Raw genomic sequence first — 22,866 nt, 5'->3', positions numbered from 1 at the left:
AGAGGCAAACCTGCGGCGCCTGGCCCACGCGCACCTTCCTCCTGTTTCCCTGGCCGCGGTCGGGCTCGCCGCCTTCGTCGTCTTCTTCGTGACCCTGTACGAGACACCACGGCGCTCAGCGGCCCGCCACCGCCTGCTTGATCAGGGTCTTTCCGAAGTCCCACATCAGACCGCCGCCGCTGTGCGCGTCGTCCATCACGGCCGTGAAGGCGTCCACGAACCGGTCCACGTCGGCCGTGTCGAGAACCAGCGGCGGGATCAGCTTGATCACCTCCAGGTGGTCGCCGGAGACCTGGGTGAGGATCCGGTGCCGCTGGAGCAGCGGGACCACGACCATCTGCGCGAACAGGCCCTTGCGGGCCGCCTGGAGCATGGTCCAGCGGCTGCGCAGCTTCAGCGAGGACGGCCTACCGAACTCGATGCCGATCATCAGGCCCCGGCCCCGGACGTCGGCGAGCAGCTCGTACTTCTCGACCAGCGCGGTCAGCCGGGACTTCAGCAGCTCGCCGGTGGCGCGCGCACCGGCGACGACCTGCTCGTCCTCCATCACCGACAGCACGGCGAGGCCGCACGCCATCGCCTGGGCGTTGGAGCCGAAGCTCGCCGAGTGGACCAGCACGCGGTCCATGGACGAGTAGACCTTCTTGAAGATCCAGTCCCGGCCCAGGGTGGCGCTGACCGGGACGTACCCGCCGGACAGGGCCTTGGAGACGCACACGAGGTCGGGCTCCACGCCGTCCTCGTGCTGGTAGGCGTAGAAGTCGCCGGTGCGGCCGAGGCCGGTCTGCACCTCGTCGGCGATCAGCAGCGCCTTGTGCCGATGCAGCAGGTCCTGGGCGGCACGCAGATAACCGGGTGGGGCCTCGTGCACGCCCTTGCCCTGGATCGGCTCGACGATCAGTGCGGCGACGTCGCCCTTCCTCAACTCCCGTGCCAGGGCGTCGAGATCGCCGAGCGGTACGGCCGTGTCGGGCAGCAGCGGGGCGAAGCCGTCCCGGAAGCCGCCTTCGCCGTTGACCGACAGGGAGCCGGTGGTCAGGCCGTGGAAGGCGTGGTCGCAGTAGAGGACGCGGGGCTTTGCGGTGGCGTACCGGGCGAACTTCAGCGCGGTCTCCACAGCCTCCGTGCCGCTGTTGCCGAAGAACACCCGGTCCAGGTGCGGGCTGTGCACGAGCAGCCGCTCGGCGAGCAGGCCGGGCAGCGGCTGGCAGTCGAAGCGGGTGAGGTCGGCGAGGTCGAGGTCGAGGACGTCGTGCAGCGCCTTGCGGACGACCGGGTGGTGGCGGCCGAGGCCCATCACCCCGAACCCGGCGAGCATGTCCAGGTAGTCGTTGCCGTCCGCGTCGTAGAAGTGGGCGCCCTCGGCCCGCTCGTAGACCTTGTCGAAGCCGATGGTGTGCAGCATGCGCGGGAACTGCGGGTTGAGGTACTTCGTGTGCAGCTCGTAGCGTTCGCCGCCGCGCTCGGCGAGCAGGGCGCCGAGGTCGAACTCCGTGCTCATTCCTTCTCCTCGGCCTTCTCCTCGGCCTTCTCCTCGGCCATCTCCTCGGCCTTCTCCCCGGCCGGGGCGGCGGCGTCGGTGACGGCCAGGCTCGCGCTGATCCGTCCGGCGATCTCGACGGGCGTGAGACCGATGTCGGCCAGCACCTCACCGCGCTTGGCGTGCGCGAGGAACTGTTCCGGGATGCCGAAGCGCCGTACCGGCACGTCCACGTCGGCGTCCCCGAGGGCCAGCGCGACCGCCGAACCGACGCCCGCGGAACGGCTGTTGTCCTCCACGACGGCCACCAGCCGGTGTCCGGCGGCCAGGCCCGGCAGGGCGGGGTCGACGGGTTTGACCCACCGGGGGTCCACCACCGTGCAGGTGATCCCGCGCGCTTCGAGCAGATCGGCGGCCTGGAGGCACACGGGTGCCATCACGCCGACGGCGACGAGCAGCACCTCGGGGTCGTCGGCGCGGTGCAGGACGTCCATGCCGCCGATCCGGTCGAGCGCCGGGAGGTCCGGGCCGACCGACTCCTTCGGGTAGCGGACCAGGGTGGGCGCGTCGTCCACGGCGACGGCCTCGCGCAGCTGGGCACGCAGCTGACCGGCGTCGCGGGGGGCGGCGATCCTGAGGCCCGGCACGACCTGCAGGACCGACATGTCCCACATGCCGTTGTGTGAGGCACCGTCGACACCGGTGACACCGGCCCGGTCGAGGACGAAGGTGACCCCGCAGCGGTGCAGGGCGACGTCCATCAGGAGTTGGTCGAAGGCGCGGTTGAGGAAGGTGGCGTAGACGGCGAAGACCGGGTGCAGCCCGCCGGTGGCGAGGCCGGCCGCCGACACCGCCGCGTGCTGCTCGGCGATGCCCACGTCCCACACGCGGCCGGGGAAGCGCTCGGCGAACCTGGTGAGCCCGACCGGGTGCAGCATGGCCGCGGTGATGGCGACGACGTCGCCCCGCTCCTCGCCGATCCGCACCATCTCGTCGCCGAACACCGAGGTCCAGGACGGCCCGCCGGACGGCGAGAGCGGCTCGCAGGTGAGCGGGTCCATCACGCCGACGGTGTGGAAGTGGTCCTCCTCGTGGGCGAGGGCGGGCTCGTAGCCGCGGCCTTTCTCGGTGAGGCAGTGCACGAGGACCGGTCCGTGGAAGCGTTTCGCGCGCCGCAGCGCCGACTCGACGGCCAAGACGTCGTGGCCGTCGATCGGGCCGACGTACTTGAGGCCCAGGTCCTCGAACATGCCCTGCGGGGCGAAGGCGTCCTTGAAGCCCTTCTTCGCGCCGTGCAGGGACTCGTAGATCGTGTTGCCGACGACAGGCGTTCTCAGCAGCACGTCCTTGCCCCAGGCCAGCACCTTCTCGTAGCCGTCCGTCGTGCGCAGGGTGGCCAGGTGGTTGGCGAGGCCGCCGATGGTGGGGCCGTAGGAGCGCTCGTTGTCGTTGACGACGATGATCAGCGGCCGGTCCTTGGCGGCCGCGATGTTGTTCAGCGCCTCCCAGGCCATGCCGCCGGTCAGCGCGCCGTCGCCGATGACCGCGACCACATGGCCCTTCTCCCCCTGCACCTGGCGGGCCTTGGCGAGGCCGTCGGCCCAGCCGAGCGCGGTGGAGGCGTGGCTGTTCTCGATGACGTCGTGCTCGGACTCCTCGCGCGAGGGGTAGCCGGACAGCCCGCCCTTGCCGCGCAGCTTGGAGAAGTCCTGACGACCGGTCAGCAATTTGTGCACATAGCTCTGGTGGCCGGTGTCCCACAGGATCCGGTCGACCGGCGACTCGAAAACCCGGTGGAGCGCGACGGACAGTTCCACCACCCCGAGATTGGGCCCGAGGTGACCTCCCGTCCGCGAGACCGCCTGCACCAGGAACTCCCTTATCTCCCGGGCAAGTTCACCGAGTTCCGCCTCGGACAGCGCCTTCAGGTCGCGCGGTTCCCGGATGCTCTCCAGAATGGTCACGCTGGGCCCCCTCTCGGTCCGTGCCGTGCCTCAATTCGACTGCTCTGCGGGGCTCGTCCGTTCGGCGAGCTTCATGGCCTCCTCGATCAGGGTCTCCACGATCTTCGACTCGGGCACGGTCTTGACGACCTCGCCCTTGACGAAAATCTGCCCCTTTCCGTTGCCTGAGGCAACTCCGAGGTCGGCCTCACGGGCCTCGCCCGGACCGTTGACCACACACCCCATCACCGCGACCCGGAGCGGCACCTCCATGCCGTCCAGCCCCGCCGTGACCTCCTCGGCGAGCTTGTACACATCGACCTGGGCCCGGCCGCAGGACGGGCAGGAGACGATCTCCAGCCGCCGTTCCCGCAGGCCCAGCGACTGCAGGATCTGGATGCCGACCTTGACCTCCTCGACCGGAGGCGCGCTCAGCGACACCCGGACGGTGTCGCCGATGCCGCGCGACAGCAGCGCCCCGAAGGCGACGGCCGACTTGACCGTGCCCTGGAACGCCGGGCCCGCCTCCGTGACGCCCAGGTGCAGCGGGTAGTCGCACCGGTCGGCGAGCTGCCGGTACGCCTCGATCATCACGACCGGGTCGTTGTGCTTCACCGAGATCTTGATGTCCCGGAAGTCGTGCTCCTCGAAGAGCGACGCCTCCCACAGGGCCGACTCCACCAGCGCCTCCGGAGTCGCCCTGCCGTACTTCCGGAGCAGCCGCCGGTCCAGGGAACCGGCGTTGACCCCGATCCTGACCGGCGTGCCGTGGTCCCTGGCGGCCCGCGCGATCTCCTTCACCTGGTCGTCGAACTTCTTGATGTTGCCCGGGTTCACGCGAACCGCGGCGCAGCCGGCCTCGATCGCGGCGAACACGTACTTCGGCTGGAAGTGGATGTCCGCGATCACCGGGATCCGGGACTTCCGGGCGATCGTGGCGAGCGCGTCCGCGTCGTCCTGCGTGGGGCAGGCGACGCGGACGATCTGGCAGCCGGACGCGGTGAGTTCCGCGATCTGCTGGAGGGTGGCGCCGACGTCCGACGTCCGGGTCGTCGTCATCGACTGCACCGACACCGGGGCTCCGCCCCCGACCGCCACCGGCCCGACGCGGAGCCGGCGCGACGTGCGCCGCGGCGCGAGGGGCCGGGCCGGTACCTCGGGAACGCCCAGGGGAACGGCGGCCATGACGTCAGTCCCGGTTCCCGGAGACGGTCTCGCGCATGGCCCGCAGGGACTCCTTCAACGAGCCCATGGTGGCGAGCACGGCGGTCGGCTCGTAGCCGCAGTGGGCCATGCAGTTGGCGCAGCGCGGGTCCTTGCCGCGGCCGTACTTGTCCCAGTCGGTCTTCTCGATGAGTTCGCGGTACGTCGGCACGTATCCGTCGCTCATCAGGTAGCAGGGGCGCTGCCAGCCGAAGAGCGAGTAGTTCGGGATCGCCCACGCCGTGCAGGGGAAGTCGACCTTGCCCTCCAGGAAGTCCAGGAAGAGCGGCGAGTGGTTGAGCCGCCACTTCTTCCGGTTGCCCCCGGAGAAGGCCTTCCTGAACAGCTCGCGGGTCTGCTCGACGCCGAGGAAGTGCTCCTGGTCCGGGGCCTTCTCGTAGGCGTAGGCGGGCGAGATCATCATCTCGTCGACCTTGAGGTCGTCGTTGAGGAAGTTGAGCACCTCGATGATGGTCTGCGGGGTGTCCGTGTTGAAGAAGGTGGAGTTGGTGGTCACCCGGAAGCCGCGCCGCTTGGCCTCCTTGATGGCCGCGACCGCCTCGTCGAACACGCCCTCCTTCGCCACGGACTCGTCGTGCCGTTCACGCAGCCCGTCGATGTGCACCGCGAAGGCGAAGTACGGCGAGGGCGTGAACTTGTCCATCTTCTTGCGCAGGAGCATCGCGTTGGTGCACAGGAAGACGTACTTCCGCCGGGCCACCAACTGCCGGACGATCTCGTCGATCTGAGGATGCATCAGTGGTTCGCCGCCGGCGATGGACACCATCGGCGCACCGGATTCCAGCACCGCGCCCACGGCCTGGGCGACGGGCATGCGCTGCTTGAGGACGCCTGCCGGATGCTGGATCTTGCCGCAGCCCTCGCACTTGAGGTTGCAGGCGAAGAGCGGCTCCAGCTCGACGATCAGCGGGAACTTGTCCCGCCTGCGCAGCTTTTGCTCGGCCAGGTACGTAGCAACCTTGATGGACTGACGCAACGGCATGGCCATCTGGCTCACCTCCGGGGGAGCAGCAAAGAACGGTGCCATTCGAAAAATGCGGGCAGTACGGAACGGAGCACGCGGAAGGCCGATATCCCGCCGCGCACGGTGCCGATCCGGACGAGTTCGTGTTCGGGAGCGTCCACGACCACCCGGACGGCCGCGACCGGGCGGTCACCGGTGCGGACGGCGGTGCGGAGCGTGGCCGCCGACTCCATGTCGACCGCGATCGCGCCGGTCGCGAGCAGCTGGGACCGCTCGGGGCCGCGCACGACGTGATCGGAGCCGGTGAGCGGCCCGGTGTGGACCGTGCGCCCGGGCAGCAGGCGCACGAGTTCCTTGACCAGCAGTTCGGTCGCCACGCAGGCGACGGCTCCGCGCGGGTCCCGGGTCTCGTCGGCGACCACCAGGTCACCGGGGTGCATGCCGGGCGCGAGCCCGGCGCAGAAGCCGGTGGCCAGCACGGCCGCGTCGGCGCACTCCGGGAGGGCGAGCTGCCGTTCCAGAGTGCGCTCCGCCGCCTTCGGGCCCATGCCCGTACGGACGACGGAGTACGGCCCGCCCGCCCCGCTCCTGTCACCGGTGCGCAGGGCGAAGTGCTCGATGCCGAGCGCGCAGGCGATCAGCAGCGGGGGCGGGGCGGGCTGGGTGTTCACCTCAGCTCACCCTGGCCTCGGCGAGAGGTTTCTGCACCTCGGCGAGCGGCTTCCTGGCGAGCAGCCGGCGCTCGAAGGGGTCGCCGTGCAGGTACCGGCCGAGCGCGGTGAGCGGGAAGACCTGCCGGTACAGGTGGTAGTTGATGGAGAAGTCCCAGGGGAAGCCGGTACCGGTGAAGTACGGCTCGTCCCAACTGCCGTCCTCGCGCTGGGTGTCGGCCAGCCACCGCACGCCCCGCTCGACGGCCCGGGAGTCCTGCTCCCCCGCCGCGAGCAGCGCCATCAGCGCCCACGCGGTCTGCGAGGCGGTGGAGGCGCCGCGGCCGCTCCACTCCTTGGCGTACTTGTAGGAACGCAGGTCCTCGCCCCAGCCGCCGTCGTCGTTCTGGACGGACTCCAGCCAGGTCACGGCCCGCCGGATCGCGGGGTGCGAGCCGGGCAGTCCGGCCGCCGTCAGCGCGGGGACCACGGAGCCGGTGCCGTAGACGTAGTTGACGCCCCAGCGGCCGAACCACGAGCCGTCCGCCTCCTGTTCGGCGAGCAGCCAGTCGATGCCGCGCCGGGTGCGCGGGTCGTGGGCGAGGCCCTCGGCCGCGAGCATCTCCACCACGTGCGCGGTGACGTCCGCCGACGGCGGGTCGATGACCTCGCCGAAGTCGCAGAACGGCAGCCGGTTGGGGAACGGGCTGGTGTTGTCGACGTCGAAGGCGCCCCACGCGCCGTTCCTCGACTGCATCCCGAGGTTCCAGCGCACCGCCCGCCCGATGGACCTGTCCACCCGCTCGGGGTCGTGGTGGCGGACCCGGCGCAGCGCGAGCGCGACCTCGGCGGTGTCGTCGATGTCCGGGTAGTTGTCGTTGTGGAACTCGAACGCCCAGCCGCCCGGCGGCAGTTGGGGTCGGCGCACGGCCCAGTCGCCGGGCCGGACGATCTCCTCGCCGAGCATCCAGTCGGCGGCCTTGACCAGTTGCGGATGGTCGACGGGGAGCCCCGCGTCGACGAGCGCGATGGTGGCGAGGCAGGTGTCCCACACCGGGGACTGACAGGCCTCGATCATCCGGGCGCCGTCCTCACGCCACACGGCGAAACGGTCCAGCGAGGCGATGCCCTCGCGCAGCACCGGGTGGTCCAGGTCGTAGCCGAGCAGGTGCAGGGCGATGACCGAGTACACGGCCGGGGGCTGGATGCCGCCCCAGCAGCCGTCGTTCTCCTGCCGCTCGATGATCCAGCGGGCCGCGCTGTTCATCGCGGCCCTGCGCAGCCGGCGCACGGCGACCCTGCGGTAGCCGCGGACCACCTTGTCGAGGCGCTGGAAGAGCCCGTCCCAGCTCGCCACCGGGGCGAGCGGCTGTGGGGGGTTGGGGTTCGCCGGGTCGGTGTGCAGTTCGTCCAGCGCGAAGGGCGCCGGGCGCACGGGACGCTTGGCGGAGACGACGGTGAGCGGCACGATGGTCTGCCGCGCCCAGCAGCCGAAGTTGTAGATGTTGAGCGGGAACCAGGTGGGGAAGTAGAGCAGCTCCGGCGGGAGTTCGGGCAGGTCGTCCCACTTCCACCAGCCGAACAGGGCGAGCCAGATGCGGGTGAAGACCCGGGCGGCGGCGATCCCGCCGCGCTCGCGGATCCAGGCGGCGGCCCGCGCCATGTGGGGCGCGTCGGGCGCGTCACCGGCCAGCCGGAGGGCGACGTACGCCTCCATGGTGGCGGACAGGTCGCCGGGCCCGCCGTAGAAGGTGGCCCAGGTGCCGTCCTCGCGCTGCTCGCCGCGGATGAAGAGGGCGGCGGCCTGTGTGGTCCGCTCGTCGCGGATGCCCAGGAACTGACGCAGGAGCAGGTCCTCGGCGTCCATGGTGACGTTGGTCTCCAGGTCGCCCTTCCACCAGCCCTGGGCGTCCTGCCGCGCGAGCAGGAAGTCGGTGGCGCGCCGGGCGGCGCGGGCGGCGGCGTCGTGCACCCCGGCCGTCTCGGGGGTGGTGAGGGTGGTGTCGCTGGCCGCGGCCGCGTGGGACGGCGAGGGCGCCCCGGTGCTTCCGTCGGTCGTCGCTGTCATGGCTTCCCCTTCGTGCAGTCGTGCGAGTCGTGCTGCTGTGGGTCCGCCGTCGGCCGGTGTCCTGCGTCGAGGGACACCGGCCGGCGACTACGCGAGCTGTATCGAACCGATAATGATCATCTCTTTCGTACGACGACGAAGTCGGCGAGCGCCGCGAAGGCGTCCCGGACCCGGCCGGGCATGTCGACCGCGTCGAGGGCTTCGAGGGCGACGGTGTGCTGCCGGCGCGCCTCCTCGGCCGTCCAGTCGCGGCCGCCGGCCTCCTCGATCAGGGCCGCGCGGGCCGCGAACTCCTCCTCGGAGAAGTTCTCGAAGTCGGTGCTCTTGGCGTCCGCGGCGAGCATCTCGCCGAGCTTCTCGGAGGCGGCGCCGCCGGCCGCGAGCGCGGCGACGACCGGCAGGGACTTCTTGCGCTGGCGCAGGTCGCTCCAGGTCTGCTTGCCGGTGGCCTCCGGGTCGCCCCAGATGCCGAGCAGGTCGTCGACGGCCTGGAAGGAGAGGCCGAGGTGGTAGCCGTACTTCTCCAGGGCGTCGGCGGTGGCGTCGTCCGCACCGCCGAGCACCGCGCCGATGGAGCTGGACGCGGCGAGCAGCGCGCCGGTCTTGTTGCCCTCCATCTCCAGGCACTCCTCGACGCTGACGCGGTCGCGGTGCTCGTAGGAGATGTCCTGCGCCTGACCGTCGATCAGGGCGCGGGAGGCGGCGGTCAGCCGGCGGGTGGCACGGCCCGCCTCGACGGTGCCGAGCTCCAGCAGGACCTCGTTGGCGAGGGCGAACAGGGCGTCGCCGACCAGGATGGCCTGGGCGGGGCCGTGCACCTTCCAGACGGTGTCACGGTGCCTGCGCTGCTCGTCGCCGTCCATCAGGTCGTCGTGCAGCAGCGAGAAGTTGTGGACGAGTTCGACCGCGACGGCCCCCGGGACGCCCACCTCCGGCCGCGCGCCGGTGACCTCGGCGGAGAGCACGGCGAGGGCGGGCCGTACGGCCTTGCCGCCGTCGCCGTCGGCGGGGTTGCCGGCCGCGTCGATCCAGCCGAAATGGTAGGCGGCGACGGTGTCCATGGGCGGCGCCAGCCGGTCGACGGCCGTCCGCAGGACCGGTGTGGCCAGCGTCCGTCCGCGCTCCAGCAGCGCGGTCACGTCCACCGCGGTCCTCCGAGCGGGTGTCGAGGCCGGGGGCACAGTGGGCACAGTCTCTCCTCTTGTTGCGGTACCGGGGGTGCGGGGACCTGCCGCGCGCTCACCGAGCATCAGGCCGCCTCCTCGAACGCGAAGAGACGGCGGGGGCGGGGCCGGCCCAGGGCACTGAGCGCGGCGTCGGCCGCGCTCACTCCACTGCGGACCGCACTCTCCATGGTCGCGGGCCACCCGGTGGCGGTCCACGCTCCGGCCAGGTACAGGCCGGGGGCCTTGGTGCGGGCGCCGGGCCGCAGCCGCCCGACGCCGGGGGTGGGAGCGAACGTCGCCGTGCGCTCCCGGGTCACGAAGAAGTCCTTCACCACCGCGCCGCGCGTGCCCGGGATCAGCCGCTCCAGCTCGGGCAGATAGCGCTCGCGCAGTGCGGCGACCGGCGCGTCGATGTCGTCGTGCGCGGCCGACTGCGACAGCGCCAGGTACTGGCCCTCGGCGAGACCGGAGGCGTCCGTGCGGTCGAAGACCCACTGCACGGGGGTGCCGAGCGCGGCGAAGAAGGGGCGGGCGAGCACCGTGCGGTCGTAGACGACGTGCACGTTGAGGATCGGCGCGGTGCCGATGCCGAGCAGCCGCCCGGGGTCGTCGAGGGCGCCGGGCGGCAGCAGGCCGTGGGCCTCGCGCTGGGGTACGGCGAGGACGACGGCGTCCGTCCGGAGCGTCTCGCCGGGAACCTGAACGCTCCAGCTCCCGTTCTCGTTGAGGGAGACGGAGGTGACGCGTGTACGGACCTCGGTACGCACGCCCGCGGAGTCGAGCGCCCTGCGGGCCAGCCGGTCGTGCAGTTCGCCCAGCGGGACATGGGCCCAGCCGATGTCGGCCGCGCCCGGCTCGGAGAGCAGACCGGTCTTGAACACCATCGCGGCGAGCCCCAGCGAGGCGTCGCCCGCGACCGCGTTGAGGGTGGCGACCCCGACCAGGTCCCACAGGGCCTCGACGGCGCGCGCCGACTGGCCGTGTGCGGCCAGCCAGCTGCCGAAGTCCTGTGTGTCCAGGGCCGGATCGGCGAGGTCGAGCCCCCCCAGCGCGAGCGCGGCCCGCCCGACGGCGGCACGCTCGGCGAGCGAGAGATGCGGATACGTGGCGAGGCTGCGTCCCAGATGCAGCGGGACGGGCAGCGCGTCGCGCCGCAGTCTGCCGAGCCGCCGGCCCTCGGGTCTGGCGACGTCGACGACGGGCACGTCCAGGCGGTCCTGCAGCGGTGCCAGCGCCGAGCCCTCGATCCGGTCGAGGAACCAGCGGTAGGCGGTGCAGCAGCGCAGGTACACGTGCTGGCCGTTGTCGACGGTCAACTCGCCGCGCTGGAAGGAGAAGGCGAGGCCGCCCAGCCTCGGTCTGCCTTCGAGCAGGGTGACGCGGACGCCCGCGTCCGCGAGCGCGAGCGCCGCGGTGATGCCCGCGAGTCCGCCGCCGACCACGACGGCGCTGCCGGCATGCGCCGGTGCGGGGCGCGAGCTGTCGCTCATCGTGCGTCGTCCTTCCATACGTGCGCCCCGCAGGGGGTGCCGTGACGGGCCGTCCGGCGTTCGCGGTTCCGTCGTGTCCGGTCGCGCCCGCGCGGCGGTAGCCGCATGTCCAGCACCGCCTCGCGCCCCTCGGGGGCGCGGGCCCGCAGGGTGAACGGTGCACGGTCGGCCGTCGCAGACTGGGACGCCACGCCGGAGTGCGGGGTTGCCTGCCGCACGCCCTCTGGTTCGGCTGGTTCGGCGAGGTCCATCAGGCGCGCCTCCTGACGGAGCGGGGCGCGACATGGCGGGTCACGTTGCGGGTGTCGAGCCCGGACAGGCCGCGCACGGCGACGTAGGCCTTCTCGCGTCCGGGCAGCGAGACCCGGCCGCGCAGCACGGCCTCGGGATCGCGCTCGATGCGGTCCAGCAGCCGGCGGTAGATGCCGGCCATGGCGGCGACACAGGCGCCGCTGCGCCGGTCGAGCATGGGGAGCAGCCGGTAGCCCTCGGCGAAAAGGGCGCGGGCCCGCCGCACCTCGAAGTGGACGAGGCCCGCGAAGTCGGAGCCCTCGGGTGGCGTCGGCCCGTCGAACCCGGCCGAGCAGCCGAACTTGGCCAGGTCGTCGGCGGGCAGATAGGTACGGCCGCCCTGGGCGTCCTCGCGGACGTCTCTGAGGATGTTGGTGAGCTGGAGCGCGAGGCCGAGGGTGTCGGCGTACTCGGGGGCGCGCTCGGCGCCGCGCGCGCCCGGTTCGGTGCCGAACACGCCGAGCGAGAGCCGGCCGATGGCACCGGCGACACACCGGCAGTAGACCTTGAGGTCGTCCCAGGTCTCGTACGTCTGACCGCGCACGTCCATCTGGACGCCGTCGATCAGCTCGTCCAGGCCGCCGAGCGGGATCGGGAAGGCGCGCGCGGCATGGGCGAGGGCGACGGCCACCGGGTCGGTGTCGTCCTCGGCGACCTCGCCGGCGTGCACCCGGGCGAGCAGCGCACGGGTGTCCTCCAGGCGGGTCAGCTTGGTCTCGCCGGGCAGGTCGCCGTCGCCGATGTCGTCCACGCGCCGGGAAAACGCGTACAGCGCCGACATGGCGCGGCGCTTGGGCGTGGGCAGCAGCCGGATGCCGTACGCGAAGTTACGGGCCTGCTGCCCGGTGACGGCCTCGCAGTAGCTGTAGGCGGCGAGCACCGGCGCGGACACGTGCGACGGAGACTCCACGGTCCGGATCACCCCTCTCCTCGCAGGATCACGCCCGCCTCACGCAGCAACTGGACCTTGCCGGGTCGGGGCGGGCCGGGAAGTACGTCGTATTCGGCGGCGGCGATCGCCCGGATCGCCGCCCTTCCCCCCGCCACGAACCCTGCGAGCAGCAGCTTCAACCTGCCGTGGACGCTACCCACCAGGGGGGCGCCTTCATTCAGCAGATCGCGGGCGCGTTGTGCTTCGTATGCAACCAGGGCGCGCACCGATGCGCCCGCGGTTTTCGCGCCAAGATCCGCTTCCTGCACGTGGAAGCGCTTCATGTCGGCGGCGGGGAGGTAGATCCGGTCGCGGCCGAGGTCCTCGGCGACGTCCTGGAGGTGCTCGACGATCTGGAGGGCGGTGCAGACGGCGTCGGAGAGGCGGATCCGCTCGGGCGTCTCGGTGCCGGTCACGCCGAGCACGAGGCGGCCGACGGGGTTGGCGGACAGTTCGCAGTAGGCGAGCAGGTCGTCGTACGTCTCGTAGCGGGAGACGAGTTGGTCCTGGCGGTTGGCGGCGATCAGGCCCAGGAAGGGCCCGGGGGTCAGGCCGCGGCGGCGGACGGTGTGCTGGAGGCGGCGCAGCAGCGGGTGGGCCGGGGTGCCGTCGAAGACGCGGCGCAGGTCGGCCTCGAAGGCGTCGAGCAGCACTAGGCGGTTCTCGGCCTCGGTGGCCGACACGCCGAGCAGACGGGCGTCGGCACCGCCGGGGGCGAGGTCGCCGTCGCCGATGTCGTCCACGAGGCGGGCGAAGCCGTAGACGGCCATGAGATCGTCGCGCCAGGCCCGGGGCAGGAAGAAGGGGGCCACGGGGAAGTTCTCGCTCGCGGCCTTGTCCAGGGTGGCGCGTTCCAGGTCCGGCGCCGTCTCGGTGGCCGTCATCGCCCGCAGCCCGTGGCGGGGACGGCACATGCTGCGTTGAGCTGGGGAGTTTCCGTAGCCATTGCCGTCACATCTCCCGTTCTACACTGCCGACCCAATACACACTATTTCGGACACGCCGCCCGGCAATCCGCGGGGTCGCCCCGGCGCGGGATGTCGCGCGGTATCGCCCCACTTGCCGCTTTCCGGGACCGGTACAGCTTACGTTGTACAACGCATCGAGGTCCGCCGGGGTGTCCTGCACATCACAACAACACACCGATTGGCGTCAAGATTCCTTGCGCAGACCGGAGTTGACGTTTCCTTTGCGACCCGGGGCCCGACCGGACGGCTGCCGACGGACCCCTGGCCGAAAACAGGCTACTTGCCCGTGAACTTCTCGTACTCCCTCAGCACCTCGTCGGTCGGCCCGTCCATGCGCAGCTCGCCGCGCTCCAGCCACAGGACGCGGTCGCACGTGTCACGGATGGACTTGTTGTTGTGGCTGACCAGAAAGACCGTTCCGGCCTCCTTGCGCAATTCCCGGATGCGGTCCTCGGAGCGCTTCTGGAACCCCCGGTCACCGGTGGCGAGAGCCTCGTCGATCATGAGGACGTCGTGGTCCTTGGCGGCGGCGATGGAGAACCGCAGCCGGGCGGCCATGCCGGAGGAGTACGTCCGCATCGGGAGGGTGATGAAGTCGCCCTTCTCGTTGATCCCGGAGAAGTCCACGATCTCCTGGTAGCGCTCCTTGATCTGCTCCCGGGACATGCCCATGGCGAGACCGCCCAGGATGACGTTGCGCTCACCGGTGAGGTCGTTCATCAGGGCCGCGTTGACGCCCAGCAGCGACGGCTGGCCGTCGGTGTAGACCTTGCCGCGCTCGGCCGGCAGCAGCCCGGCGACGGCGCGCAGCAGGGTCGACTTGCCGGAGCCGTTGGAGCCGATCAGGCCGACGGCCTCGCCCCGGTGGGCGACGAAGGAGACCCCGCGCACGGCGTGGACCTTGCGCACGCCCCGCGCCTCGTCGCCGGAACCCCGTCGCACGATGCGGCTGAGTGCGGCCGTCGCGCTGCCCTTGCCGCTCCTGGCGCCGTTGACGCGGTAGACGATGTGGAGGTCGTCCGCGATGACCGTGGGCCTGCGTGCGCCCGTTGCCGGATCGTGCAGCTGCTCAGCCACGGCCGTACCTCTCCTCCGCCTTCCAGAAGAACACGAAGCCGCCGGCGAAGACGACCACGGCCCAGAACAGCGCGATGGCCCACACGTGCGGAGGCAGGTTCGACGCGCCGTAGCCGTCGATGAGGGCGTAGCGCATGAGGTCCATGTAGACCGCGGCCGGGTTGACCTGGAGCAGCCGGACGGCCAGCTCCGAGCGGCCCTCCATCATCTTGCTGATGGAGAACATCACGCCGGAGGTGTACATCCACGTGCGCAGGAGGAACGGCATCAGCTGGGCGAGGTCCGGCGTCCTGGCGCCCAGGCGGGCCACGATCAGCGCGAGCCCGGTGTTGAACAGGAACTGGAGCACCAGGACCGGCACGATCAGCAGCCAGGACGGGCCCGGATAGCTGCCGAACCCGATCGCCACGACGAACATCACGATCATCGAGAAGAGCAGCTGCTGGAGCTGCTGGAGCGAGAAGGAGATGGGCAGCGAGGCGCGCGGGAAGTGCAGGGCGCGCACCAGGCCCAGGTTGCCGGAGATCGCCCGGACGCCCGACATGACCGAGCTCTGCGTGAAGGTGAACACGAACACGCCCGTGACCAGGAACGGGATGTAGACGTCCTGGGACAGCCCGCGGCTCGCGTGCAGGATGACACCGAAGATGAAGTAGTACACGCCCGCGTTCAGCAGCGGGGTCGCCACCTGCCAGAGCTGGCCGAGCTTGGCCTGGCTGTACTGGGCCGTCAGCTTGGCCTGCGAGAAGGCGAGGATGAAGTGGCGCCTGCCCCACAGCTGACGGACGTACTCGGCGAGCGAGGGACGGGCGCCGCTGACGGCGAGCCCGTACGCGGCGGCCAGCTGCGCGGCCGTCGCTCCCTCGTCGGGCGACGGTATCGCGCTCACCGCGACACCGCCGTCTTGGGTTGTGTGACTCACGAGTGGGAATCCGGAATCTCTTGGTAAGAAGCTTGCTCTCTTCAGGTAAGAGCAAGCTTCTCAGATCACCGGGGGCCGGCCCAGCCGGGTCAGCCGCCACACCGTGCGCCAGCGCATGGGACGGCGCGGACCGCACGGTGCCGTCCAGCCCTCCTTGAAACCGCCGAACCAGGCCTTCAGGGCGGGCACGGACGGGCGGCGCAGCAGCGTGAGCAGCAGCCAGACGCCGAGGTAGACGGGGACGAGCGGCAGGGGCAGGTTGCGGCGGGCCAGCCAGACGCGGTTGCGGGCGACCATGCGGTGGTAGACCGCGTGCCGCGAGGGGGCCGTCGTCGGGTGGTACAGGACCATGTCCGACCGGTAGTCGATCATCCAGCCGGCGTCCAGGGCCCGCCAGGCGAGGTCGGTCTCCTCGTGCGCGTAGAAGAACGCGTCCGGCAGCGTCCCGGCCTCCGCGAAGACCCGGGTGCGCACGGCGTTGGCGCCGCCGAGGAAGGTGGTGACGCGCGAGGAGCGCATCGGGTCGGAGGCGCGCAGCCGGGGCACGTGGCGGCGCTGGGTCTCGCCGGTCTCGGGGTCGGCGATGCGGAAGCTGATGATGCCGAGCTCCGGGTCGGCCTCGAACGCCTCGCGGCACAGCTGGGCGGTGTCGTGCCGGGCGAGCAGGCCGTCGTCGTCGAGGAACAGCAATATGTCGACATTGCGGCCGCCCGGCCCGAAGGCCTCTATGCCGACGTTGCGGCCGCCGGGGATGCCCAGGTTCTCGGGCAGCTCGATCGTCCGCACGCCCTCGGGGACGTCCGGGACGGGTGAGCCGTTGCCGACGACGACCACCTCGACCGGGTCGCCGTCCTGCTTGGCGACCGAGTCGATGAGGGCCCGCAGCTCCTCGGGCCGGTTGCCCATCGTGATGATGACGGCACCGACCTTCACGGCACTCACTTCAGCCTGCTGGAGGCGAGGATGGACACCAGGTGCAGCAGGGTCTGCAGCAGGGCGATGCCGGCCAGCACGGCGACACCCAGCCGGGAGAAGAACAGGTCGCCGCGCACGTGGTCGACGATCGCCAGCACCAGGATCAGCAGGGACGCCTCGATGCCGAGGATCAGCCGGTGGAACTTGAACGCGGCGGCGGCCCGGCGGGCCAGCGCCATGCCGGAGGAGCGCATCTCGGCGGCGGCCTCCTTGACCGGCGGCTTGCCGGCCTGGTGCCGCGCGACCCCGACGAGGTCCGTCTCGGCCTTGATCAGGATGGCGCCGAGCGCGGCGAGCGTGCCGAGGAAGGCCCACAGCCAGTCGATGCGGCCGCCGCCCCACAGGTCGGCGGCGCGCAGGCCGAAGCCGACGAGCACCGCGGCGTCGGTCAGATAGGCGCCGACCCGGTCCAGGTAGACGCCGCTCAGCGAGTACTGCTTCTTCCAGCGCGCGATCTCGCCGTCGACGCAGTCCAGCAGCAGGTACATCTGGACGCAGACCACACCGAGCACGGCGCCCCAGATCCCCGGCACCAGGAGTGCCGGGGCCGCGAGGACGCCGAAGACGGTCATCAGGTACGTGAGCTGGTTGGGCGTGACGCGGGTGCCGACCAGGTAGCGGTCCACCCGCAGGGACACCTCACGCATGTAGAGGCGTCCCATCCAATGCTCACCACTGCGCCGGTCCTTCACCCCGGCGGGGTGGACGACCGGACGGAGTTCAGCTACCGATGGCCTTGACATAGTCGGCGTAGATGTCCTTGATCTGGTTCGGCTTGAGGGCGAGGTGTTCGAGGATCGTGTAGCGGCCGGGCCTGGTCTCGGGGGCGAACTCCACGACGCGGACGAACTCGTCCACGGTGAAGCCGAACTCCTCCGGCAGCACCGGAAGCCCGTGCCGGCGCAGCACCCCGGCCGTGTGGACCGCCTCCTCGTGGGCCCCGCGCAGATACGTCGCGAAGGCCGCGCCGAATCCGCACTGTTCGCCGTGGGCGGCCGCCCGCTTGGGGAACAGCAGGTCGAAGGCGTGGTTGATCTCGTGGCAGGAGCCGGAGGACGGGCGGGAGTCGCCGGAGATCGACATCGAGATGCCGCTGAGGACGAGCGCCTCGGCGAGCACCTGGAGGAAGTCGTTGTCGCCGATGCCGCCGGGGTGGCGCAGCACGGCCTCGCCGGCCTGGCGGGCCATGGCGGCGGCGAGACCGTCGATCTTCTCACCGTTGACCCGGTTCGACAGCTCCCAGTCGGCGACCGCGTTGATGTTGGAGATCGCATCCCCGATACCGGCCCGGACGAAGCGGGCCGGGGCCTCGCGGATCACGTCCAGGTCGATGACGACCGCGATCGGGTTCGGCACGCCGTAGGAGCCGCGCCCCGCGTCGTTGTCCAGCGTCGCGACCGGCGAGCACAGACCGTCGTGCGCGAGGTTCGTCGGCACGGCGACCAGGGGCAGGCCGACACGCGCCGCGGCGAACTTGGCGCAGTCGATGATCTTGCCGCCGCCGAGCCCGACGACGGCGTCGTAGTGGCCGGACTTCATGTCGCCGGCCAGCCGGATCGCGTCGTCCAGGGTGCCGCCGCCCACCTCGAACCAGGCGGCGCCGGGCAGCGAGGGGCCGAGGCGCTCGCGCAGCCGGGCGCCGGAGCCGCCGCTGACGGCGACGGCGAGCCGGCCGGACTGCGCGATGCGCTCGTCGGCGAGGACTCCGGCCAGGTCGTCCAGGGCACCCGGGCGGATGTCCACGACGACCGGCGAGGGGATCAGCCGGGTCAGTAGCGGCACGCGATCTCCCGCCCCTTGGCCAGGTCGTCGTGGTTGTCGATCTCGACCCACGAGACGTCGCCGATCGGCGCCACGTCGATGCGGAAGCCGCGGTCGACCAGTTCCTGGTAGCCGTGCTCGTAGAACTGCTGCGGGTCGGTCTCCCAGACCGTCTTCAGCGCGTCGGCCAGGTCGGGGGCGGCGTCGCCCTCGATCAGGGTGACGCCGATGTACTCACCGGTGGCCTCGGCGGGATCCATCAGCTTGGTGATCTTCGTCATGCCCTTCTCGGCGTCGACGACGACCTTCATCTCCTCGTCCGCGAGGGACTTCACGGTGTCCAGGGCAAGGATGATCTTCTTGCCCTCGCCGCGCGCGGCGAGCAGCGTCTTCTCCACGGAGACCGGGTGCACGGTGTCGCCGTTGGCGAGGATCACGCCGTCCTTGAGGGCGTCACGGCCGCACCACAGGGAGTAGGCGTTGTTCCACTCCTCGGCCTTGTCGTTGTCGATGAGGGTGAGCGTGAGGCCGTACTTCGCCTCCAGCGCCGCCTTGCGCTCGTACACGGCCTCCTTGCGGTAGCCGACGATGATCGCGACCTCGGTCAGGCCGATCTCGGCGAAGTTGCCGAGGGTGAGGTCGAGAACCGTGATCGAGTCCTCTATACCTGCCGGCCCCACCGGCACCAGCGCCTTGGGCAGGGTGTCGGTGTAGGGGCGCAGACGGCGTCCGGCGCCGGCCGCCAGCACGAGGCCGATCATGCGGGTTCTCCTTCATCGTGTACGGCGGGTGCGCCTCCGAGATGAGACGACACCCAGAAGCGGATGCTCTCGGCGAGCACCACGAGGGCGACGGCCACGGCGAGGACCGTGAGCGCGACCGTGAACTGCGAAGCGGTGAGCACCGCGGCCAGGACGGCGACGAGCAGCGTCCGCCCCTCGTGCCCCCCGATGACGCGCGTCAGCCAGGCCGGGGGTGCTCCGGCGTCGCCGCGGATGCGGTACACCGTGTCGTAGTGATGGTAGGCGACGGCGGCCACCAGTCCGAAAGCCGCAGGAAGGGCCCCGTTCACCCCCGCCGTGCCCGCGAGGGCCAGCACGGTGCCGTACTCGGCGGCCCGGAAGAAGGGCGGGACCAGCCAGTCGAGGGTGCCCTTGAGGGGGCGGGCGACGGCGAGTGCCGAGGCCAGGACGTAGATCAGGGCACCGATCACGGGCAGGACCGAGCCGGGACCGGTGAGGGCCGAGCAGACGACGACCGCGGCGCCGCCGAGGAAGGCGACGGCCGGCCCGGCGAGCCCCGGCAGGCCCCGCCGGGCCACACGTCCTGCGGCCTCGCTCAGCGGGCCGGAGTCGGCGAGGTCCGCGAGCGCCCGGGCGGCCCGGTCGGTGCGCCGGGCCCTGCGGGTCAGGGAGCGCAGGACGCGGCCGGCCGTGGTGTACGTCGCCGCGAGGGCGCAGCCGACGAGCAGGACGTAGAAGGTGATCCGGGGTGTGGTGGCCGCGGTGAGGACGGCGATCATCGCCCAGCGCTCACCGATCGGCAGCACTATCATCCGCCGCACCCAGACCGTCCAGCCGACGCTGTCCAGCTTGTCGGAGAGGGCGGCGGTGGGGCTGGTGTTGGCCGTGGCGTCGTGGTTGGCCTCGTTGAAGGAGAAGTCGACCACGTGCCGGCAGGTCTGGAGGATCATCGCGCCCAGCGCGAGCGCCCATACGTCGTCGTGGTCGCCGCAGCGGGCCGCACCGAGGGCGAGTCCGGCGTAGTAGGCGTACTCCTTGGCCCGGTCGAAGGTGGCGTCGAGCCAGGCGCCGAGCGTGGAGTACTTCAGGGCGTAGCGGGCGAGCTGGCCGTCGGTGCAGTCGAGCACGAACGACGCGATCAGCAGCACGCCGGCGGCGACGAACCCCGCGCGCGTGCCCGTCGCCGCGCAGCCGGCCGCGATCAGGGCGGTGAGCAGCGAGGCCGTGGTGACCTGGTTCGGGGTCAGGCCCCGGCGGGCGCACCAGCGGGCGAGGTAGCGCGAGTAGGGGCTGATGAGGAACGTGGTGAAGAAGCCGTCGCGGGACTTCACGGCCGACTTCAGGCGTACGGCCTCGTCGTCCACGGCGGCGACGGCCTGCCGCGCCTCGTTACGGGCCTGCGGGTCGGCGGGGACCGCGGCGACGAGGCTGCCCAGCTCGGGCCGGTGCACCTCGCTGCCGTCGGCGTCGAGGGCGGTGACGATGCGGTCGGCGAGGCTGGCGACGGCGAGGGCCGTGCCGCTGCCGCCGCCCGCGGAGGTCTCGCGGGCCACGGCCCGGGTCAGCGCCTGCCGGGCGTCCGGCCGGGCGGTGACGCCGCCGGGGACCGCGGCGAGCGCGAAGCGCGGGTCGGTGAGGCCGAGGCGCAGTGCGTGCAGGTGGCCGACGAAGCGGGCGTCGACCAGGGCCACGCGCTCGGTGGCAGCGGCGGCGGCGAGCGCGGTCTCGGCCTCCGCGGCGTCCACGGCCACCAGGACGTCGAAGCCGAGGGACCGCAGATCGTTCTCCAGTGACGATCCGGGGACCGGCTGACCGGTGACGATGGCGGTCGACAACCGAACTCACTCCCTGGGTGTCGGCGCGCGGGCGCCGGTCGCTTGCATGGTGGGGCGCCTGCCTGCGGGCACCCGGGTGTCGGCAGAGGGTATCGGATGGTTCCGGACCTGCGTTCACCGGCCGTTCACGGCCCTGTCCACGTCGGCTGCCCCGGCCTTTGCCGCGATCATCATCACGGAAACGGGGCCCCGCCCACAAACCCGGCGGCGCAGACCCGGGTAAGACCCGGCAAAGGAGACACCCCCGGTGATCGGCTTAGGGTGGGCGACCATGACGTGGCTGATCACCGGCGGAGCCGGATACATCGGGGCACATGTGGCGCGGGCCATGACGGGCGCAGGGGAGCGGGTCGTGGCGCTGGACGACCTGTCGGCCGCGGTGCCGGCGCGGCTGCCCGCCGGCGTCCCGCTCGTCGAGGGCTCGACGCTGGACAAGGACCGGCTCACGCGGGTCCTGCGGGAGTACGACGTCACGGGCGTCGTCCATCTCGCGGCGCGCAAGCAGGTCGCGGAGTCGGTGGCCGAGCCGACCCGCTACTACCGGGAGAACGTGGGCGGCCTCGGCACGCTGCTCGACGCGGTCGCCGCGGCCGGGATCCGGCGGCTGGTGTTCTCCTCCTCGGCGGCCGTGTACGGCAACCCGGACGTGGACCTGATCACCGAGGACACCCCCTGCGCCCCGGTGAACCCCTACGGCGAGACCAAGCTGGCCGGGGAGTGGCTGGTGCGGGCGGCGGGAGCGGCGTACGGCATCTCCACGGTGTGCCTGCGGTATTTCAACGTGGCGGGCGCGGCGGCGCCGGAGCTGGCGGACACGGGCGTGTTCAACATCGTCCCGATGGTCTTCGACCGGCTCACCCGCGACGAGGCCCCGCGGATCTTCGGCGACGACTATCCGACGCCGGACGGCACCTGCGTGCGGGACTACATCCACGTGGCGGATCTGGCCGAGGCCCACCTGGCCGCGGCACGCCGGCTCGCCGGGGAGGGCGCGGCGGGCGACCTGACGCTGAACATCGGGCGCGGCGAGGGCGTCTCGGTGCGCGAGCTGATCACGGTCGTCGGCGAGGTCACCGGGGACCGCCGCGCGCCGGTGACCGAAGGACGCCGCCCGGGCGACGCGCCCCGCGCGGTCGCCTCCGCCGAGCGCGCCGCGCGGGAACTGGACTGGCGGGCCCGGCGCGACGTACGGGAGATGGTCGCCTCGGCCTGGCAGGGCTGGCGGCTGCACCGCGGCGGCTGACGCTCCGCGGAACGTTTCCGCAGGTCAGGGAAGACGATAACGAGGTTCAGTGCCGCGTTGCCCCATACCCCCCGCCCGTAGTTCACTGGGCCTGCCGGACGGGTTCCGCGAAGGGCGAGGAAAGGGCGGTTCCGCCATGGGGGCAGGGCACGACCACGGCCACGCGCACACGCACGCGCCGGCCACGGGTACGGCCGCGGCGGCGTACCGCGGGCGGCTGCGGATCGCGCTGGGCATCACGCTCACGGTCATGGTCGTCGAGATCGCCGGCGGTCTGGCCGCGGACTCGCTCGCGCTGATCGCGGACGCGGCGCACATGGCGACCGACGCGGTGGGCCTCGCCATGGCGCTGCTCGCGATCCGCTTCGCGAACCGCCCGGCGAGCGCCCGCCGCACCTTCGGCTACGCCCGCGCCGAGATCCTCGCCGCCCTGGCCAACTGTCTGCTGCTGCTCGGCGTCGGCGGCTATGTGCTGTACGAGGCGGCCGAGCGGTTCGTCGCGCCCGCGCCGACGCGCGGCGGGCTGATGATCGTGTTCGGTCTGATCGGCCTGGTCGCGAACTCGGTCTCGCTGACCCTGCTGATGCGCGGGCAGAAGGAGAGCCTGAACGTGCGCGGCGCCTTCCTGGAGGTCGCCGCGGACGCGCTCGGCTCGTTCGCGGTGATGGTCTCGGCGGCCGTCATCCTGACCACCGGCTGGCAGGGCGCCGACCCGGTCGCCTCGCTGGTCATCGGCCTGATGATCGTGCCGAGGACACTCAAGCTGCTGCGCGAGACGCTGGACGTGCTGCTGGAGGCGGCCCCGAAGGACGTCGACATGGCCGAGGTGCGCGCGCACCTCCTGGCGCTCGACGGCGTGGAGGACGTGCACGACCTGCACGCCTGGACGATCACCTCCGGCATGCCGGTGCTCTCGGCGCACGTGGTGGTCGGCCCGGCGGCGCTCAACGCCATCGGCCACGAGAGGATGCTGCACGAGCTGCAGGGCTGCCTGGGCGATCACTTCGACGTGGAGCACTGCACCTTCCAGCTGGAGCCGGGCGGGCACGCGGAGCACGAGGCACGCCTGTGCCACTGAACATCTGCACGAGCGTTCGCCCTGGCGGGCGGTTCCGGCCGCGGCCTGCCGGGCACG

The 22,866-nt window shown here is 71.7% G+C and carries 19 protein-coding genes; 2 read left to right on the top strand and 17 right to left on the bottom strand.

From position 1 onward, the window contains the following. Positions 1-115 precede the first annotated feature (115 nt). From BIV25_RS36005 to BIV25_RS35920, 17 genes are all read right to left on the bottom strand, one after another. Entirely contained in the window at positions 116-1,501 is a 1,386-nt protein-coding gene (locus tag BIV25_RS36005; protein WP_071376723.1) for an aspartate aminotransferase family protein, read from the bottom strand. Continuing rightward, positions 1,498-3,444, bottom strand: coding sequence for a 1-deoxy-D-xylulose-5-phosphate synthase (gene dxs, locus BIV25_RS36000; RefSeq protein WP_071376722.1), 1,947 nt, complete (start codon positions 3,442-3,444; stop codon positions 1,498-1,500). Before dxs ends, BIV25_RS36005 begins: the two co-directional genes overlap by 4 nt. Before the next feature lie 30 nt (positions 3,445-3,474). Beyond that, positions 3,475-4,608 (bottom strand): flavodoxin-dependent (E)-4-hydroxy-3-methylbut-2-enyl-diphosphate synthase, encoded by a 1,134-nt coding sequence (gene ispG, locus BIV25_RS35995; protein ID WP_071376721.1) that lies wholly within the window; start codon positions 4,606-4,608, stop codon positions 3,475-3,477. Between the two features lie 4 nt (positions 4,609-4,612). Beyond that, positions 4,613-5,635, bottom strand: a complete 1,023-nt coding sequence (hpnH, locus tag BIV25_RS35990) for an adenosyl-hopene transferase HpnH (protein ID WP_071376720.1) — start codon at positions 5,633-5,635, stop codon at positions 4,613-4,615. Between the two features lie 5 nt (positions 5,636-5,640). Further along, positions 5,641-6,282, bottom strand: a complete 642-nt coding sequence (locus BIV25_RS35985) for a 1-hydroxy-2-methyl-2-butenyl 4-diphosphate reductase (RefSeq protein WP_071376719.1) — start codon at positions 6,280-6,282, stop codon at positions 5,641-5,643. A gap of 1 nt (position 6,283) precedes the next feature. Beyond that, a complete protein-coding gene (gene shc, locus BIV25_RS35980; RefSeq protein ID WP_071376718.1) occupies positions 6,284-8,329 on the bottom strand; it encodes a squalene--hopene cyclase in 2,046 nt (681 codons plus the stop codon). Positions 8,330-8,445: 116 nt separating this feature from the next. Continuing rightward, positions 8,446-9,510, bottom strand: a complete 1,065-nt coding sequence (locus tag BIV25_RS35975; RefSeq protein ID WP_071376717.1) for a polyprenyl synthetase family protein — start codon at positions 9,508-9,510, stop codon at positions 8,446-8,448. Positions 9,511-9,578: 68 nt separating this feature from the next. Beyond that, the gene (gene hpnE / locus BIV25_RS35970; RefSeq protein WP_071376716.1) at positions 9,579-10,985 is read right to left on the bottom strand and encodes a hydroxysqualene dehydroxylase HpnE; all 1,407 of its coding nucleotides are present in this window, start codon (positions 10,983-10,985) and stop codon (positions 9,579-9,581) included. A 250-nt stretch (positions 10,986-11,235) separates the two neighbouring features. Beyond that, complete coding sequence (hpnD, locus tag BIV25_RS35960) at positions 11,236-12,198, bottom strand: presqualene diphosphate synthase HpnD (protein WP_071376714.1); 963 nt, start codon at positions 12,196-12,198, stop codon at positions 11,236-11,238. After that, entirely contained in the window at positions 12,195-13,091 is an 897-nt protein-coding gene (gene hpnC / locus BIV25_RS35955; protein WP_071376749.1) for a squalene synthase HpnC, read from the bottom strand. The genes hpnD and hpnC overlap by 4 nt, the downstream gene beginning before the upstream one ends. Before the next feature lie 360 nt (positions 13,092-13,451). After that, positions 13,452-14,252, bottom strand: coding sequence for an ABC transporter ATP-binding protein (locus BIV25_RS35950; RefSeq protein ID WP_071376713.1), 801 nt, complete (start codon positions 14,250-14,252; stop codon positions 13,452-13,454). Next, on the bottom strand, positions 14,245-15,174 hold the full coding sequence (locus BIV25_RS35945) for an ABC transporter permease (RefSeq protein WP_071376712.1): 930 nt from the start codon (positions 15,172-15,174) through the stop codon (positions 14,245-14,247). The genes BIV25_RS35950 and BIV25_RS35945 overlap by 8 nt, the downstream gene beginning before the upstream one ends. 60 nt (positions 15,175-15,234) lie before the next feature. After that, a complete protein-coding gene (locus tag BIV25_RS35940) occupies positions 15,235-16,107 on the bottom strand; it encodes a glycosyltransferase family 2 protein (RefSeq protein WP_071376711.1) in 873 nt (290 codons plus the stop codon). 5 nt (positions 16,108-16,112) lie between these two features. Further along, on the bottom strand, positions 16,113-16,892 hold the full coding sequence (locus BIV25_RS35935; RefSeq protein WP_079177087.1) for a CDP-alcohol phosphatidyltransferase family protein: 780 nt from the start codon (positions 16,890-16,892) through the stop codon (positions 16,113-16,115). Further along, positions 16,870-17,931, bottom strand: a complete 1,062-nt coding sequence (locus tag BIV25_RS35930) for an iron-containing alcohol dehydrogenase family protein (protein WP_071376709.1) — start codon at positions 17,929-17,931, stop codon at positions 16,870-16,872. Before BIV25_RS35930 ends, BIV25_RS35935 begins: the two co-directional genes overlap by 23 nt. Then, entirely contained in the window at positions 17,919-18,671 is a 753-nt protein-coding gene (locus tag BIV25_RS35925; RefSeq protein ID WP_071376708.1) for a sugar phosphate nucleotidyltransferase, read from the bottom strand. Before BIV25_RS35925 ends, BIV25_RS35930 begins: the two co-directional genes overlap by 13 nt. Continuing rightward, a complete protein-coding gene (locus BIV25_RS35920) occupies positions 18,668-20,488 on the bottom strand; it encodes a DUF5941 domain-containing protein (protein ID WP_071376707.1) in 1,821 nt (606 codons plus the stop codon). Before BIV25_RS35920 ends, BIV25_RS35925 begins: the two co-directional genes overlap by 4 nt. Before the next feature lie 271 nt (positions 20,489-20,759). Here BIV25_RS35920 and galE point away from each other — a divergent pair, with 271 nt between their 5' ends. Continuing rightward, positions 20,760-21,731 carry a UDP-glucose 4-epimerase GalE gene (gene galE / locus BIV25_RS35915; RefSeq protein ID WP_071376706.1) on the top strand — a complete coding sequence of 324 codons (972 nt, stop codon included), beginning with the start codon at positions 20,760-20,762 and terminating at the stop codon, positions 21,729-21,731. A gap of 136 nt (positions 21,732-21,867) precedes the next feature. Continuing rightward, positions 21,868-22,809: a cation diffusion facilitator family transporter gene (locus BIV25_RS35910; RefSeq protein WP_071376705.1), complete on the top strand. Its 942-nt coding sequence runs from the start codon at positions 21,868-21,870 to the stop codon at positions 22,807-22,809. Positions 22,810-22,866: the final 57 nt, after the last annotated feature.

The sequence above is a fragment of the Streptomyces sp. MUSC 14 genome (assembly GCF_001866675.1).
Lineage (GTDB): Bacteria > Actinomycetota > Actinomycetes > Streptomycetales > Streptomycetaceae > Streptomyces.
The sequence above is the reverse complement of the archived record's forward strand: the minus strand, read 5'-3'. Positions and strand labels throughout refer to the sequence as shown.

Bases quoted from the DNA above. Each gene is read 5' to 3' on its own strand.
- hpnH (WP_071376720.1), bottom strand. From the start codon at position 5,635: ATGGCCATGCCGTTGCGTCAGTCCATCAAGGTTGCTACGTACCTGGCC.
- BIV25_RS35925 (WP_071376708.1), bottom strand. From the start codon at position 18,671: ATGATCGGCCTCGTGCTGGCGGCCGGCGCCGGACGCCGTCTGCGCCCC.
- shc (WP_071376718.1), bottom strand. From the start codon at position 8,329: ATGACAGCGACGACCGACGGAAGCACCGGGGCGCCCTCGCCGTCCCAC.
- BIV25_RS35935 (WP_079177087.1), bottom strand. From the start codon at position 16,892: ATGTCAAGGCCATCGGTAGCTGAACTCCGTCCGGTCGTCCACCCCGCC.
- hpnC (WP_071376749.1), bottom strand. From the start codon at position 13,091: ATGACGGCCACCGAGACGGCGCCGGACCTGGAACGCGCCACCCTGGAC.
- BIV25_RS35910 (WP_071376705.1), top strand. From the start codon at position 21,868: ATGGGGGCAGGGCACGACCACGGCCACGCGCACACGCACGCGCCGGCC.
- hpnE (WP_071376716.1), bottom strand. From the start codon at position 10,985: ATGAGCGACAGCTCGCGCCCCGCACCGGCGCATGCCGGCAGCGCCGTC.
- BIV25_RS36005 (WP_071376723.1), bottom strand. From the start codon at position 1,501: ATGAGCACGGAGTTCGACCTCGGCGCCCTGCTCGCCGAGCGCGGCGGC.
- ispG (WP_071376721.1), bottom strand. From the start codon at position 4,608: ATGGCCGCCGTTCCCCTGGGCGTTCCCGAGGTACCGGCCCGGCCCCTC.
- galE (WP_071376706.1), top strand. From the start codon at position 20,760: ATGACGTGGCTGATCACCGGCGGAGCCGGATACATCGGGGCACATGTG.